Annotated in this window: 11 protein-coding genes and 2 pseudogenes; 7 read left to right on the forward strand and 6 right to left on the reverse strand. The window is 70.7% G+C overall.

The window, feature by feature from the left end; genetic code table 11:
• Positions 1-8: 8 nt before the first annotated feature.
• From ACHMXA_RS05995 to ACHMXA_RS06020, 6 genes and pseudogenes are all read right to left on the reverse strand, one after another.
• On the reverse strand, positions 9-1643 hold the full coding sequence (locus ACHMXA_RS05995) for an ABC transporter ATP-binding protein (protein WP_395319304.1): 1635 nt from the start codon (positions 1641-1643) through the stop codon (positions 9-11).
• 120 nt (positions 1644-1763) lie between these two features.
• The gene (locus ACHMXA_RS06000) at positions 1764-2663 is read right to left on the reverse strand and encodes an ABC transporter permease (RefSeq protein ID WP_395319306.1); all 900 of its coding nucleotides are present in this window, start codon (positions 2661-2663) and stop codon (positions 1764-1766) included.
• A 15-nt stretch (positions 2664-2678) separates the two neighbouring features.
• On the reverse strand, positions 2679-3635 hold the full coding sequence (locus tag ACHMXA_RS06005) for an ABC transporter permease (RefSeq protein ID WP_395319308.1): 957 nt from the start codon (positions 3633-3635) through the stop codon (positions 2679-2681).
• A 161-nt stretch (positions 3636-3796) separates the two neighbouring features.
• Positions 3797-5425 (reverse strand): ABC transporter substrate-binding protein, encoded by a 1629-nt coding sequence (locus ACHMXA_RS06010; protein WP_176665898.1) that lies wholly within the window; start codon positions 5423-5425, stop codon positions 3797-3799.
• A gap of 74 nt (positions 5426-5499) precedes the next feature.
• Positions 5500-6793, reverse strand: a pseudogene (locus ACHMXA_RS06015) (NAD(P)/FAD-dependent oxidoreductase).
• A 26-nt stretch (positions 6794-6819) separates the two neighbouring features.
• Positions 6820-7485, reverse strand: coding sequence for a haloacid dehalogenase type II (locus ACHMXA_RS06020; RefSeq protein ID WP_176665900.1), 666 nt, complete (start codon positions 7483-7485; stop codon positions 6820-6822).
• 632 nt (positions 7486-8117) lie between these two features.
• Here ACHMXA_RS06020 and ACHMXA_RS06025 point away from each other — a divergent pair.
• The 7 genes and pseudogenes from ACHMXA_RS06025 to ACHMXA_RS06055 all read left to right on the forward strand — a co-directional run bounded on the left by ACHMXA_RS06025 (position 8118) and on the right by ACHMXA_RS06055 (position 15329).
• The gene (locus ACHMXA_RS06025; protein ID WP_395319311.1) at positions 8118-8996 is read left to right on the forward strand and encodes a GNAT family N-acetyltransferase; all 879 of its coding nucleotides are present in this window, start codon (positions 8118-8120) and stop codon (positions 8994-8996) included.
• Between the two features lie 289 nt (positions 8997-9285).
• Positions 9286-10218, forward strand: coding sequence for a 2-hydroxyacid dehydrogenase (locus tag ACHMXA_RS06030; protein WP_395319313.1), 933 nt, complete (start codon positions 9286-9288; stop codon positions 10216-10218).
• 153 nt (positions 10219-10371) lie between these two features.
• Positions 10372-11776: pseudogene (locus ACHMXA_RS06035) on the forward strand (aspartate aminotransferase family protein).
• Positions 11777-11865: 89 nt separating this feature from the next.
• Positions 11866-12360, forward strand: coding sequence for an Lrp/AsnC family transcriptional regulator (locus ACHMXA_RS06040; protein ID WP_176665904.1), 495 nt, complete (start codon positions 11866-11868; stop codon positions 12358-12360).
• A 25-nt stretch (positions 12361-12385) separates the two neighbouring features.
• Complete coding sequence (locus tag ACHMXA_RS06045) at positions 12386-12766, forward strand: (2Fe-2S)-binding protein (RefSeq protein ID WP_395319315.1); 381 nt, start codon at positions 12386-12388, stop codon at positions 12764-12766.
• The gene (locus ACHMXA_RS06050; protein WP_395319317.1) at positions 12763-14166 is read left to right on the forward strand and encodes an FAD-dependent oxidoreductase; all 1404 of its coding nucleotides are present in this window, start codon (positions 12763-12765) and stop codon (positions 14164-14166) included. The genes ACHMXA_RS06045 and ACHMXA_RS06050 overlap by 4 nt, the downstream gene beginning before the upstream one ends.
• Entirely contained in the window at positions 14163-15329 is a 1167-nt protein-coding gene (locus tag ACHMXA_RS06055) for an FAD-binding oxidoreductase (protein WP_176665907.1), read from the forward strand. The genes ACHMXA_RS06050 and ACHMXA_RS06055 overlap by 4 nt, the downstream gene beginning before the upstream one ends.
• The last annotated feature ends 82 nt before the right edge of the window (positions 15330-15411 follow it).

Here is a 15411-nt window from a genome sequence, read left to right on the forward strand (position 1 = left end):
GGTCTTTCTCATGATGCGATGGCGGCGGCAGCCGCTCTGTCAACGTCGTCGAGCCAGCCCTGGCGCAGCTCGGGCACCGAGCGCGCGAGCAGCTCGTAGTAGGGGTGGTGCGGGCCGCGGTCGTAGTCGGCGCGCGCCACCTGCGCGAGCTTGCGGCCGTGCTGCATCACCACGATCTCATCGCACACCGCGCGCACCGTGTGCAGGTCATGGCTGATGAAGAGGTACGACACGCCCAGCTCGCGCCGCAGCTCCGCCATCAGGTCGAGCACCGCGGCGCCCACCACGGTGTCGAGCGCGGAGGTCACCTCGTCGCACAGGATCAGGTCGGGCTCGGCCGCGAGCGCGCGCGCGAGGTTCACGCGCTGCTTCTGCCCGCCCGAGAGGCCGCCCGGCAGGCGCCCGGCCACGGTCTGCGGCAGCTTCACCAGGTCGAGCAGCTCGCGGATGCGCCGCCGCAGCGGCTCGCCGCGCAGGCCCTTGTAGAACTCCAGCGGCCGCGCCAGGATGCGCTCGATGGTCTGCGAGGGGTTCAGCGCCGTGTCGGCCATCTGGAACACGATCTGGATGCGCCGCAGCTCGTCGCGCTCGCGCTGCTGCAGCGTCGGCTTCAGTTCGCGGCCGTGGAACAGCACGCTGCCGCTGCTGGGCTTCAGCAGCCCCGCCACCGCGCGCGCCAGCGTGGTCTTGCCCGAGCCCGATTCGCCGATCACGCCGATGGCCTGGCCGCGATACAGCTTCAGGTCGATGTCCTGCAGGATCGGCTTGGCGGGCCGTCCCTGCGCGTCCACCGGGCCGTAGCCGGCCGACAGCTGGCGCACCTCGAGCAGCAGCTCGCGGCCGTCGTCCGGCGCGGCGCCCGATGCGCGCGGCGCCGGCCGCGCGGCGGCCAGCAGGCTCTTCGTGTAGTCGTCGGCCGGCGCGGCGAGGATCCGGCCGGTCGCGTTCATCTCGCGCATGCCGCCGTTGCGCAGCACCAGGATGTGGTCGGCCATCTGCGCCACCACCGCGAGGTCGTGGCTCACGTACACCGCGGTGGCGCGGCGCTCGCGCACCACGCGGCGGAAGGCGCGCAGCACCTCGATCTGCGTGGTCACGTCGAGCGCGGTGGTCGGCTCGTCGAGGATCACCAGGTCGGGGTCGGCGATCAGCGCCATCGCCGCCATCAGCCGCTGCAGCTGTCCGCCCGAGACCTGGTGCGGATAGCGCGAGCCGATGCCTTCCGGATCGGGCAGCGCCAGCTCGCGGAAGAGCTGCACCGCCTTCGCCTCGGCCTCGGCGCGCCTGCACAGGCCGTGGATCACGGTCGGCTCCACCACCTGGTCCATGATCGTTCGCGAGGGGTTGAAGGAGGCCGCCGCGCTCTGCGCGATGTAGGCGACGGTGCGCCCGCGCAGCGCGCGCTGCGCGCGGGCATCGAGCGCCAACACGTCCGTGTCGCCGATGCGCACCCGCCCGGCCGAGATGCTGCAGCCGTGGCGCGCATGGCCCATCAGCGCGAGCGCGGTGGTGGTCTTGCCGGAGCCCGACTCGCCGATCAGCGCCAGCACCTCGCCGGGCTGCACCGAGAAGCTCAGGTTGTCGACCAGCGTGGCGGTGCCGGCACGGATGCTCAGGTTTTCGACGATCAGGTTCGCGCCCATGTCATTGGCTCCCGTTTGCGCCAGGAACACCGTGGAACCGGCTTTGCCGGGCCACCGGTGTTGCCCCCGGCGAGGGGGTTGGCGGCCACACGAAGTGGGCAAGCCTGGGGGTGGGTTTCATCAGCGTGCTCCTCGTTCGCGCGCGGCACGGCCGGGCAGGTTGTCGATGACGAGATTGACCGAGATGGTGAGGCTCGCGATGGCCAGCGCCGGCACGATCACCGAGGCGCCGCCCATGGCCAGCGCGCCGATGTTCTCGCGCACCAGCGATCCCCAGTCGGCGGCAGGCGGCTGGATGCCCAGGCCCAGGAAGCTCAGGCTCGCCAGCAGCAGCACGATGTAGACGAATCGCAGCCCCAGGTCGGCCAGCATCGGGCCGACGATGTTGGGCAGGATCTCGCGCAGCATGATGTAGAGCGTGCCTTCGCCGCGCGTGCGCGCCACCGTCACGTAGTCGAGCGCGTTGATGTTCACGGCCAGCGAGCGCGCGATGCGGAAGGCGCCCGGCACGTAGATGATGGCCGCCGTGACCACCAGCATCGGCACCGAGGAGCCGAAGCCCGCCACCATGATGAGCGCGAACATCTTGCTCGGGATGGCCGTCAGCGTGTCGAGGCAGCGGCTGAGCGTCGCGTCGGTCCAGCGGCCGCTGGCGGCGGCCAGCAGCGCCAGCGTGGTGCCGGTGCCGCTGGCCAGCAGCGTCGCCAGCAGCGCCACGCCGACGGTGTAGCGCGCGCCCTCGATCACCAGCGCCAGCATGTCGCGGCCCAGGTAGTCGGTGCCCAGCCAGTGCGCCGCGCTGATCGGCGCGAAGACGTTCGAGGTGCCGGCGCCCGCCGAGCTGTGCGACAGCAGCCAGGGGCCGAACGCCGCCGCGAGCAGCCAGAAGAGCAGCACCGCGAGGCCGAGCAGTCCGGTGAAGCCGAAGCCCGCGAGCCAGCGAAGCGGGCTGCGACGGGGCGCGGGCGGCAGCGCGGGGGCGGCCGTGTTCAGGGCGGGGGAGGAAGTGGACGATTCCATGATGGCTCTGCCTCGTCAGCGGTGCCGCAGCCGCGGGTTGGCGACGATGCCGCAGACGTCGGCCGCGGTCACCAGGATCAGGTAGGCGCCGCAGAAGATCATGGCGCAGGTCTGCACCAGCGGCATGTCGCGCTGCGAGACGCCGTCGACCATCAGCTTGGCGATGCCCGGGTAGTTGAAGATGGTCTCGACGATGATCACGCCGCCCAGCAGGTACGACAGGCTCAGCGCCACGGCGTTGGCGATCGGCCCCACCGCGTTGGGCAGCGCATGCGCCAGCACCGTGCGCATCGGCGACGCGCCCTTGAGCCGCACCATCTCGATGTAGGGCGCCTCCAGCTGGTCGATGACGGCCGCGCGCGTCATGCGCATCATCTGCGCGACGATCACGCAGCACAGCACCAGCACCGGCATCGCGAAGGCCTGCAGCATCTGGCCGAGCGAGTCGATATCGCTGACGAACGAAAGCGCCGGCAGCCATCGCAGCTTCACCGCGAACACCAGCACCGCCAGCGTCGCCACCAGGAACTCCGGCACCGACACCACCGCCACCGCGGAGGTCGAGACCGCCCGGTCGAACCACGAGCCGCGCCACACCGCCGACGCGATGCCCAGCGCCAGCGCGATCGGCACCGAGAAGAGCGCCGTGACAGCAGCCAGCAGCAGCGAGTTGGGCAGCCGGCTCGCGACCAGCTCCGACACCGGCATCTGCGTGGTGGCCGAGCGGCCGAGGTCGCCCTTCGCCATGCCCAGCAGCCACTGCGCATAGCGCTTCGGCGCCGGCACATCCAGCCCCATCTGCGTGCGCAGCGCGGCCAGCGCCTCCGGCGTGGCGTCCTGCCCGAGCTGCTCCTCGGCTGCGTCGCCGGGCAGCACCGCGGTGATCGAGAACACGATCACCGACACCGCCAGCAGCGACAGCAGCGCGAGCGCGATGCGCTGTGCAAGGAGCTTGAGGATCAATCGATTCATCTCAGCAATCCAGTTTCATCGATGGCAACGCATCGACATGGCCGGCGAAGCCGGGCCCCTTCGGGAAACACCGCCGGAACCGGCTTTGCCGGGCCGCAGGTGTCGCCCCCTGCAAGGGGGTTGGCGCAGCGACACGAAGTGCGCGAAGCCTGGGGGTGTGCTCATGCATCCAGCCAGACGTTCTCTGCGAAGTTGTAGCCCATGAGGCCGCCGAGCGGAATCGGCGACAGCCCCTTGAGCTTCGAGCTGTGGCCGTCGATGCTGGCCAGGAACAGCGGAATGCCGATGCCCGCGTCCTGGTGGATCATGGTCTGCATGTCGGCGTACATCTGCTTGCGCTTGGCCAGGTCGGTCTCGGCGCGCGAGGCCAGCAGCAGCTGGTCGAACTTCTCGCTCTTCCAGCGCGATTCGTTCCAGGCCGCGCCCGACTGGAAGAACTGCGTGAGCAGCACGTCCGCGCTCGGGCGCGGGTTGACGTTGCCGAAGCCCACCTGGCTGTTGAGCCAGTGGTTCGACCAGTAGCCGTCCGCCGGCATGCGCTTGATGTCGATCTCCAGGCCGACGCGCTGCGCGGTCTGCTGCAGCATCAGCGCGATCTCCACCGAGTACAGCGCCGCGGGCGAGGCCACCATCGGCACCTTGCCGGTGATGCCGGCCTTCTGCAGGTGGAACTTCGCCTTCTCGGGGTCGAAGGGGCGCTGCGGCAGGCCCGCGAAGTGGAAGCGGTTGGTCGGGTCGATCGGCTGGTCGTTGGCGACCACCGCGTAGTCGAGCGCGATGGTCTTCTTCATCTGCTCGCGGTCGAACAGGTGCTTCATGCCGAGCACGAAGTCGGGGTTGGCGCCGGGGCCCACGTCCTTGCGCATCACCAGGTCGGAGTACTGGCCCGACTGCGTGACGAAGATGCCGAAGCCGGGCGTGCCCTTCACGCGCTCCACCGAGCGCGGGTTGACCGAGCCCACCAGGTCCATGCCGCCCGACAGCAGCGCGTTGACGCGCGCGCTCTCGTCGCCGATGCCAACGAACTCGATCTCGTCGAGGTACGGCTTGCCCGGCTTCCAGTAGGCATCGTTGCGCACCACCACCGAGCGGATGCCGGGCTTGAATTCCTTGAGCTTGTAGGGGCCGGTGCCGATGCCGGCGTTGAAGTCGGTGGTGCCGTCCTTGACGATGTGGAAGTGGAAGGTGCCCAGGATCACCGGCAGGTCGGCGTTGGGGGCGCTCAGCACCACCGTCACCTCGTTCGCGCCGGTGGCCTTCACGCTCTCGATCTGGTCGGCGAGCACCTTGGCCTTGGAGGCGGTGGCCGGGTCCTTGTGGCGCATCACCGAGAACACCACGTCGGCGGGCGACAGCGCCTTGCCGTCGTGGAACACCACGCCCTTGCGCAGCGTGAACACCCAGGTCTTGGCGTCCTTGGTGGTGAACGACTCGGCCAGCGCGGGCTGCGGCGTGAGGCTGCCGTCCAGCGAGGTGAGGCAGTTGTAGATCATGTTGCCGCGCGAGTAGTCGGTCTGGTTCGACTGCTTGGCGGGGTCCAGCGTGTCGGTGGCCGCGGCGGTGGCGCCGGCCACCCGGATGCGGCCGCCGCGCCGCGGCGCCTGCGCGTGGGCCGAGACGGCCACGCCCGCGAGGCTGCCCGCCAGCGTGGCCTGCATGCCGCCGGCCACCAGCATCGACAAAATGTCGCGCCGCGTGGCACCGCGTCGAAGCGATGCCATCACGCGAAGGCTTTCGTCGGGGCCGACGAGGTTCTGGAAGCTCTTGTAGTCGCTGCTGCTGTCGCTCATGGTGAGTGCTCCTGGGGGGCCGTGGGGTGAAAGAAACCAGTCGAAAGAAAGAACGAACGCCGGACAGCCTGCCCTCAGGCCAGCCTGTCCTTGAGCCGGTAATACAGGCCCACCGCCGGCAGGAACCACGGCGGGCCGAAGTGGCCGGGAATGGCGGGCCAGTCGCGGCCCTGCCAGGGGTTGGCTTGCGCGTCGCCGCCCATCACGGCGGCCATGCGCTGGCCCATGTGCACCGACATCTGCGTGCCGTGGCCGCTGTAGCCCATGGCGTAGTAGAGGCCGTCGCGTTCGCCGGCGTGGGGCAGGCGGTCCTGCGTCATGTCGACGAGGCCGCCCCAGCAGTAATCGAGCCGCACCGCGCCGAGCTGCGGGAAGGTCTGGGCCAGGCCCGCGCGCAGGATCTCGCCGCTGGCCGCGTCCGACTGCGGGCTCGAGATCGCGAAGCGCGCGCGCCCGCCGAACACCAGCCGGTGGTCGGCCGTGAGCCTGAAGTAGTGGTGGATGTTCGCGATGGTCGTGTAGGTGCGCCGGCCCGCGAGCAGCTCCCGCGCGCGCTGCTCGCCCAGCGGCTCGGTCACGACGATGAAGCTGCCGATGGGCACGATGCGCCGGCGCAGCCAGCCGAAGCTGCCGTAGCCGCCGTGGCGCGTCGCGCCGGTGGCCAGCAGCACCTGCTGCGCCGCGACCGTGCCGCGCGCGGTGTGCAGCCGGTGCGCATGGCCGCTGCCCACGCGCTCGATGCGGCGCACCTCGGTGCCGGTGTGGATCTGCGCGCCGGCGCGCTGCGCGGCCGCGGCCAGCCCGTGCGCGAAGCGGCCCATGTGCATCTGGCCGCTGCGCTTGTAGAGCAGGCCGCCGTGGAAGCGATCGCTCTGCACTTCCGCGCGCACGCGCGCCGCGTCGAGTATCTCCACGTCGCAGTCCACGCCGTCGTCGACCAGGCGCCGCACGCTGTGCTCCAGCGCCGCCATCTGGTTGGCCCGCGTGGCGAGCTTGAGCTTGCCGTGGCGCATGAAGTCGCAGTCGATGGCTTCCTCGCGCACCAGCCGCGCCACGGTGTCGACCGCGGCGTCGTACGCGTGGTACCAGCCCGCGCGCGCGCTCCACGCCGACCTTGGCCGCCACATCGGCATAGTCGACGGCCAGGCCGTTGTTGACGTGGCCGCCGTTGCGCCCCGAGGCCTCGGCCGCCACCCGCGTGCCGGCTTCCAGCGCCGCGACGCTGGCACCGCGCCGGGCCAGTGCCAGCGCCGCCGACAGGCCGGTGAAGCCGCCGCCGACGATCGCGACGTCGACCTGCGCCGGAAGCTCGCGGGCTTCGGGCACGAAGGCCGGGGCCGAGTCGGTCCAGTAGGAGTCGAGCTTCATGGCGAGGCTGCTTCCGGCAGGAAAGATCAGAGACCCACGACGCCCGGCAGGCCGCCGATGTCCTTGATTTCCGTGTAGCGGTAGGCCGGGTTGCCGGGGCCGTGGCCACGGTTGACGAACACCTTGTTGACGATGCCCAGGTCGTCCGCCGACATCAGGTCGTAGCGCAGGCTGGACGACACGTGCAGCACGTCTTCGGGGTTGCAGCCCAGCGAGTCGAGCATGTACTCGAAGGCCGTCAGGCGTGGCTTGTAGGCCTGGGCCTGCTGCGCGGTGTAGACGCGGTGGAAGGGCGCGCCCAGCAACGCGACGTTCTTCTGGATCTGGTCGTCCGAGGCGTTGGACAAAATCACCAGCGGAATCTCCTTGGCCACCTTGGCCAGGCCGGCGGGCACGTCGTCGTGAGGGCCCCAGGTGGGCACGGCGTCGTAGATGCGCTGCGCGTCGATGTCGAAGTACTGGATCTTCCACTTGCGGCACAGGCGCCGCACGGCGTTCTTCAGCACCACCTCGTAGGGCTGCCACGCGCCCAGCACCTCGTCGAAGCGGTAGGCCGAGAAGTCGGCGATGAACTGCTCCATGCGGTCGGCCGGAATGCGGTCGGAGAAGAACTCGCGCGCCAGCTCCTTCATGCGGAAGCGGGTCAGCGTTCCGTAGCAGTCGAAGGTCACGTACTTGGGCTTGAAAGTCATGGTCTCGGGTCCTTTGTTTCGGTGGTTCGGTGGTTGTCCAAAAACCGGCCGCCGGCCTCTTCTTCAGATGGCAATTGCGACAAGCAAATTACGGATTGATTGCAGCACGCAGTCGCTCGGCAGTTGTAGGGAAATACGTTGCCTGCCGCGACGAAGCTGCGGTTTGGAGGGCCGGCGACGGCATGCCATGCGGTCTGCCCTCCATGCGTGCGGCGGTGCACCTCGGTGCGTCGCGGCGAAGTCGATGAGCACGCTTTTGAAGCGCGGATGGGCCGCGGCCAGGCGGCGCCCCGGGCCCTTGCAGATGGCCGATGGGTGGTAACCCCCGGTAGGAATCGCGAAGCCGCCGCCGCTGCACGGCGAAGGCGCGGCCCGAAGGCAAGTGGATCTGTCGCAGGTCGAAGGCTTGCATGGACTTGGATCTATAGGGCACCGCGGAAGCGGCGATCGATCCTAGGCAGCTTGCCGCAGCATTTGTATGCGTACGCCGGCGCCTCACCGCAGCGAATTGCAAAACCCGGGCGCGCGGCAGCCGAAGCTTGCAAGTTGCGCCGGGGCGCTATTTCGGTCTGGCCTCGCGCGCCGATGTCGTCCAAGATGGCAGGGACATTTCCTCGCCGAGAGACTCTCCGATGCCCGACCAGACCCCGAATGCACCCGCCGGCGACGGCGTGGTGCTCAGACCGATGACGCCCGCCGATCTGCCGTCCACCCACGCGCTGACGAACCTGCTGCGCTGGCCGCACCGGCTGGCGGACTGGGAGCAGGTGTTCGCGCATGCCGAAGGCATCGTGGCCGAGCGCGACGGCGAGATCGTCGGATGCGCGCTGCGCTGGCTCTGGGGCGAGCGCCACGCCACCGTCGGCCTCGTGATCGTGACGCCGGCCTGCCAGGGCCGCCGCATCGGCCATCGGCTGATGAGCGCCGTGCTCGAAGGCCTGGAAGACCGCACGGTGCTGCTGCACGCCACCGCCGAGGGGCGCGGCCTCTACGAGCGGCTGGGCTTCGTGCGCACCGGCGAGCTGCGCCAGCACCAGGGCATCGCGCAGCCCGCGCCGCTGGTGGCATTGCAGCCCGGCTGGCGCTTGCGGCCTGCCGGCGTGAACGAGGTCGCGGCGCTGCAGGCCCTCGATGCCGCCGCGCGCGGCATGCCGCGCGATGCACTCGTCTCCGACCTGCTGGCCAGTGCCGATGCCTGCGTGGTGCTGGACCACGACAACCAGCCGCGCGGCTTCGCAATGCTGCGGCGCTTCGGGCGCGGGCATTCGATCGGCCCCGTGGTGGCGCCCGACCTCGATGGCGCGAAGGCGCTGATCGCGCACATGGCCAGCGTCAATGCCGGCAACTTCACGCGCATCGACATCGACTTCGACACCGGGCTGGCCGAGTGCCTGGAAAGCATCGGCCTGCTGCGCGTGGATGCGCCCACGACGATGGTGCGCGGTGCGCCGCTCGTTTCGCCGGCCGGGGGGCCTTCCCTCTTTGCCATCGTCACGCAGGCTGTCGGGTGAGCGCCTGTCGTTGGGGGCGCGATCACGCCGACGGGGTACCTTGCTCCGCGAATGTCCCCCGCCCTTCGGGCTCCTCCTTTATTTCGCTGCGCAAGGCACCCCATCGGCGTGATCGACGGGCGCTGCGGTCGAACCGCCGGCATGAGCAGAGCGTCCATGTGCGAATGGCACCGGGTGCTCCCCGCAGCGAAATAAAGGAGGAGCCGAAGGCGGGGGACATTCGCGGAGGGGAGTACCCGGTGCCATTCGCACGCACCGTGAACGTGTTCCGAGTCGAGTTCTGCCAATCATGAAAACCACCTTCCTCTACAAATCCGACCCGGCCAGGGGCCGCCTCTGGGCCGACGTGTTCCGCCGCCGCGCTCCCGACATCGACTTCCGCATCTGGCCCGACATCGGCGATCCCGCGCAGGTGCGTTTCCTCGCGGCATGGGAACCGCCAGACGACCTGGCTGCGCGCTTTCCGAATCTGAAGGTGCTGTTCTCTTCCGGCGCGGGTGTCGACCAGTTCGACTTCACGGCACTTCCCGCCGAGTTGCCCGTGGTGCGCATGGTCGAGCCCGGCATCGTGCGCGGCATGGTCGAGTACGTGACGCATGCGGTGCTCGGGCTGCACCGCGACATGCCGCAATACCGGCGCCAGCAGCAGGAGGGCCTGTGGAAGCCGCTGCCCGTGCGTACCGCCCGCGAGCGGCGCGTGGGCGTGCTCGGGCTGGGCTCGCTCGGGCAGGCGGTGCTGGAGCAGCTCGTCGCGCTGGGCTTCGACTGCGCGGGATGGAGCCGTTCGCGGCATGAAGTGGCAGGCGTGCAATGCCATGCCGGCGCCGGCGAGCTGCCGGCCTTCCTCGCGCGCACCGACATCCTCGTGTGCCTCCTGCCGCTGACCGATTCGACGCGCGGCTTCCTGGACGCGCGGCTGTTCTCTCAACTGCCCGAAGGCGCCGGCCTCGTGCACGTGGGGCGCGGGCCGCAGCTGGTCGACGCCGACCTGCTGGCCGCGCTGGAGAGCGGCCGCATCGGCGACGCCGTGCTCGACGTGACCGACCCCGAGCCGCTGCCGCGCGAGCACGCCTTCTGGCGCCATCCGCGCGTCCAGCTCACGCCGCACATCGCGAGCATGACGCAGCCGCTGAGCGCGGCCGAGGTGGTGCTCGACAACCTCGAGCGCTTCGAGGCGGGCGAGCCGATGCTCGGGCTGGTCGATCGCGCGCGGGGCTACTGAGCGAAGAAAGAGCCGCCGCACGATCTGCTGCGCGCCGCACGCACAACCGCAGCCTGCTTCGTGCGACGCCCCCAAAGCAGCACCACCTCATGCGATGCGCGGCCTAAGCTGAAGGCATCGAAAGCTCCTTCCGCTCTCGCACCTTCACACCCCATGACGCACCCCACCGCACTGCCCCAGCAAGCCGCGCTCGACGCCATCGACCGCGCGCACCTCATCCACCCCGTCTCGCCCTGGCGCGTGCACGAGCAGCGCGGGCCCACCGTGCTGGCCTCGGGCAAGGGCGCATGGCTCACCGACGGCAACGGCCACCAGCTGCTCGACGCATTCGCGGGCCTGTGGTGCGTGAACGTGGGCTACGGGCAGGAAAGCGTGGTGCAGGCCGCCACCGAGCAGATGCGCCGGCTGCCGTACGCCACCGGCTACTTCCACTTCAGCAGCGAGCCGGCGATCCGCCTCGCCGAGAAGCTGGTGCAGATCACGCCCGCGTCGTTGACGCGCGTGTACCTCACGCTGGGCGGCTCCGAGGCGGTGGACGCGGCCGTGCGCTTCGTCGTGCAGTACTACAACGCCACCGGCCGTCCGTCGAAGAAGCAGTTCATCTCGCTGGAGCGCGGCTACCACGGCTCATCGTCCACCGGCGCGGGGCTCACCGCGCTGCCGGCCTTCCATCGCGGCTTCGACCTGCCGCTGCCCACGCAGCACTACATCGCGTCGCCCTATGCCTACCGCCACGAGCACGGCGCCGATCCGCAGGCTTTGATCGCTTCCTCGGTCGCGGCGCTGCGCGCCAAGGTGGCCGAGCTGGGCGCGGACAACGTGGCCGCCTTCTTCTGCGAGCCGATCCAGGGCTCGGGCGGCGTCGTCGTGCCGCCCAGGGGCTGGCTCAAGGCCATGCGCGACGCCGCGCGCGAGCTCGACATCCTGTTCGTGGTCGACGAGGTCATCACCGGCTTCGGCCGTACCGGCCCCATGTTCGCCTGCGAGGCCGAAGGCGTGGAGCCCGACCTCATGACCATGGCCAAGGGCCTGACCGCGGGCTACGTGCCGATGGGCGCGACCATGATGTCGGAGAAGGTCTACGCCGGCATCGCCGACGGCGCGCCGTCGGGCGCTCCCATCGGCCACGGCGCGACCTATTCGGCGCACCCGGTCGGCGCCGCCGTCGCGCTCGAAGGTGCTGCGGCTCTACGAGGAGGGCGGCATCCTCGCCAACGGCCAGCGCGGCGCGGACCATTTCGCGGCCGGCCTCGACGCGCTGCTCGACCATCCGCTGGTGGGCGATTCGCGCCACCGCGGCCTGCTCGGCGCGCTGGAGCTCGTGAGCGACAAGGCCACCAAGCGACGCTTCGACGCGTCGCTCGGGCTGTCCGACCGCATCTTCGCGGCCGGCTACCGCAACGGCCTGGTGTTCCGCTCCTTCGGCGACCACATCCTCGGCTTCGCGCCCGCGCTCACCTTCACCGAGGACGAGTTCGCGCAGCTGTTCGCGCGGCTGAAAAAGACGCTCGACGAGGTGCTGGCCGCGCCCGACGTCCGCGCCGCGCTGGCCGCCTGAAACGGCGCCGCCCAGCACCCGCAAGACACCCGCAAGATCCGGCCGCCGACGCAGAATCGGGATCTCTCGTTTCGTTATCGGGCACCGCCATGACAGAAGCTTTCAAGATCGACCGACTCGACCTGCGCATCCTGGCCCAGCTGCAGAAGAACGGGCGCATGACCAACGTCGACCTGGCGGATGCGGTCGGCCTGTCGCCCAGCCCCTGCCTGATCCGCGTGAAGCGGCTCGAGCAGGCCGGCTACATCGCGGGCTACGGCGCGCACCTGCGGCTCGAGAAGCTCGGCGACACGCTCACCGTGTTCACGGAGGTCACGCTGCAGGACCACCACCGCGAGGACTTCGTGCGCTTCGAGGCCGCGATCCGCGAGGTCGACGAGGTGCTCGAATGCCACCTCGTGAGCGGCGGCTACGACTACCTGCTGCGCTTTCTCACGCGCGGCGTGAACCACTACCAGGAAGTGATCGAGGGGCTGCTCGAACGCAACATCGGCATCTCGAAGTACTTCAGCTACATCGTCATCAAGTCGCCGTTCATCAAGACGCACTGTCCGATCGAGCGGCTCTTTCCCCACGAGCGCTGAAGCGGCGCTCCCCCGACCCTTTCCCATGCCCGAATCCCCGCCTCGCTCCCGGCCGCCGGCCCGCTTCGTGCGGCTCGCGGAAACCGACCGGCCCGCGCTGACCCTGCACATCGACGGCGAGGCCCGCACCGCGCTGGCCGGCGACACGCTGCTGGTGGCCCTGCTGAGCAACGGGCGGCGGGTGCGCGACAGCGAGTTCGGCGACGGTTCGCGCGCCGGCTTCTGCCTGATGGGCGCCTGCCAGGACTGCTGGGTGTGGACGCCGGCCGGCGAGCGCCTGCGCGCATGCTCCACGGCGGTGGAGGAGGGCATGTCCGTGCTGACCCGCCCGCCGGCGCGGCAGTGGCCCGTCACGCCGGACCTGCGGCAGTCGCTCGCGCGGCATGCCGCGGAGGCCGGGGCATGAGCGGCGAAGCTGCTTCCTCCCCGCGCATCGTCGTGGTCGGCACCGGCCCGGCCGGCGTGCGCGCCGCGCAGGCGCTGGTGCAGGCCGGCGTGCGGCCGGTCGTCGTCGACGAGGGCCGGCGCGACGGCGGCCAGATCTACCGGCGCCAGCCCGAGGGCTTCAAGCGCCCCTACGCCAAGCTCTACGGCACCGAGGCCGCGAAGGCGCAGGCGCTGCACGGCGACTTCGACGCGCTGCGCGAGCGCATCGACTACCGCGGCGACACGCTCGCCTGGAACGTAAGCGCGGGCGAGCTTCACGTGGTGCATGCCGGCGAGCCGCGGACGCTGCCCTTCGAAGCGCTGCTGGTGTGCAGCGGCGCCACCGACCGCCTGATGCCCGTGGCGGGCTGGCACCGCGCCGGCTGCTACAGCCTGGGAGCCTCGCAGATCGCGCTGAAGGCGCAGGCCTGCGCGATCGGCTCGCGCGTGGTCTTCATGGGCAGCGGCCCGCTGCTGTACCTCGTGGCTTCTCAATATGTGCAGGCCGGCGCCAGGGTGGCGGCGGTGCTCGACACCGCGCCGGCTTCCAAGCCCTGGGGCGCGGTGGCGGGATTGCTCGCGCGGCCGCGCCTCGCGCTGCGCGGCCTCGGGCTGATCCGCGGCCTGCGCCGCGCGGGCGTGCCGGTGCTGCAGGGCGTCGTTCCGCTGCGCATCGACGGCGACGACAGCCTGGGCGTGCAGGCCGTGGCGGTGCGCGATGCCGATGGACGCGAGCGTCGCTTCGAGTGCGACGCCGTCGGGCTCGGCTGGCACCTGCGCGCGGAGACGCAGCTGGCCGACCTGGCGCGCTGCGAATTCGAGTTCGAACCCGTGAGCCGCCAGTGGCTGCCGCGCATCGATGCCGACGGCCGCAGCAGCACGCGGGGCGTGTACCTGGCGGGCGACGGCGTTCGCATCCTCGGTGCCGACGGTGCCGAGGCGGCCGGCCGGCTGGCCGCGCTCGCGGCGCTCAAGGACCTGGGCCACGCGCAGGGCAGCGCTTTCCACGCCGCCGAATCCGCCGCGCTGCGCCGCACGCTGGCGCAGATGGACCGCTTCCGCCAGGGCCTCGCGCGCGCCTTTCCGTGGCCGCACGCGCAGGCCGCGTCGCTGCCCGACGAGGCCATCGTGTGCCGCTGCGAAGCCGTCACGGCCGGCGAGCTGCGCCGCTGCGTCGACGAGATGGACAGCCGCGAAGTCAACCGCGCCAAGGCCTTCAGCCGCGTCGGCATGGGCCGCTGCCAGGGCCGCTTCTGCGGCCATGCATCGGCCGAGATCGTGGCGCAGGCCAGCGGCGTGCCGGTCGAGCTGGTGGGGCGGCTGCGCTCCCAGGCGCCGGTCAAGCCGCTGATGATGGACACGCGCGAGGTGCAGGCATGAGCGGCGCGACGACAACGACCGACACCGACGTGCTGGTGCTCGGCGGCGGCCTCATGGGCACCACCGCGGCCTTCTTCCTGCGCCGCCAGCACGGCCTGTCGGTCACGCTGCTCGAGCGCGAGCTCGTGGGCCGGCAGGCCAGCGGCACCAACTTCGGCAACGTGCGCCGCCAGGGCCGCGCGCTGGAACAGATGCCGCTGGCCAACCGCGCGCGCGCCGTCTGGGGCCGCGTGAAGGAACTGCTGGGCGAAGACCTGGAATTCGTGCCCTACGGCCACCTGCGCGTCTGCTACACCGAGAAGCAGGCGGCGGTGCTGGAGCAGCACGCGAGGGACGTGAAGCCGCTGGGCCTCGACCTCGAACTGTTCGACGCGGCCGGCCTCGCCAGGCGCTGGGGCATCTTCGCGCCCGGCATCGTGGCGGGCTCGCTCTCGCCGAACGACGGCCATGCCAATCCGCGCCTGGCCGGCCCGGCCTTCGCGCGCGCGGCGCGGCGGGCCGGCGCGAACATCGTCGAGCATGCCGAGGTGATGCACGTGGAGCGCGATGGCCATTCGGGCTTCGTCGCGCACACGGCCGACGGCCGGCGCTTTCGCGCGGCCCAGCTCTTCGTGGCCTGCGGCGCTTGGTCGAACCGCATGGCCGAACAGTTCGGCGAAGGCGTGCCGATGGAGGCTCGCGGCCCGCAGATGGGCGTGACCGAGCCGCTGCCCCATGCCATCGGTCCGTCCATCGGCATCTCGTCGCCCATCGAGCACGAGGGCCTGTACTTCAGGCAGATCGCGCGCGGCAACATCGTCTTCGGCGGCGGGCTCAAGGGGCCGGCGCACGCGGACCACATCCGCGCCTACGTGAAGCCCGACAACGTGCTGCGCCAGATGCGCGAGCTGCGCCGCTTCGTGCCGGCCTTCGCGCACGTGCAGCTGATCCGCGTGTGGAGCGGCATCGAGGGCTACACGTCGGACTGGCAGCCCGTGATGGGCCCGAGCGCGCGCGTGCCGGGCCTGTACTACGCCTTCGGCTTCAACGGCGAGGGCTTCGCGATCAGCCCCGGCGTGGGCGAGACGATGGCCGAGCTGATCGCCACCGGATACACCTCCACGCCCATCGAGAGCTTCTCGATCGGGCGCTTCGCGAACGAACTGGCGCAGCAAGCGGCCTGAGTTCAAGGGGTGCCCTTCCAGGCATACCGTGGAACCGGCTTTGCCGGGCCACCGGTATGGCCCCCTGCAAGGGGGTGGGCGG

The organism is Variovorax sp. UC74_104 (assembly GCF_044055375.1).
GTDB lineage: Bacteria > Pseudomonadota > Gammaproteobacteria > Burkholderiales > Burkholderiaceae_C > Variovorax.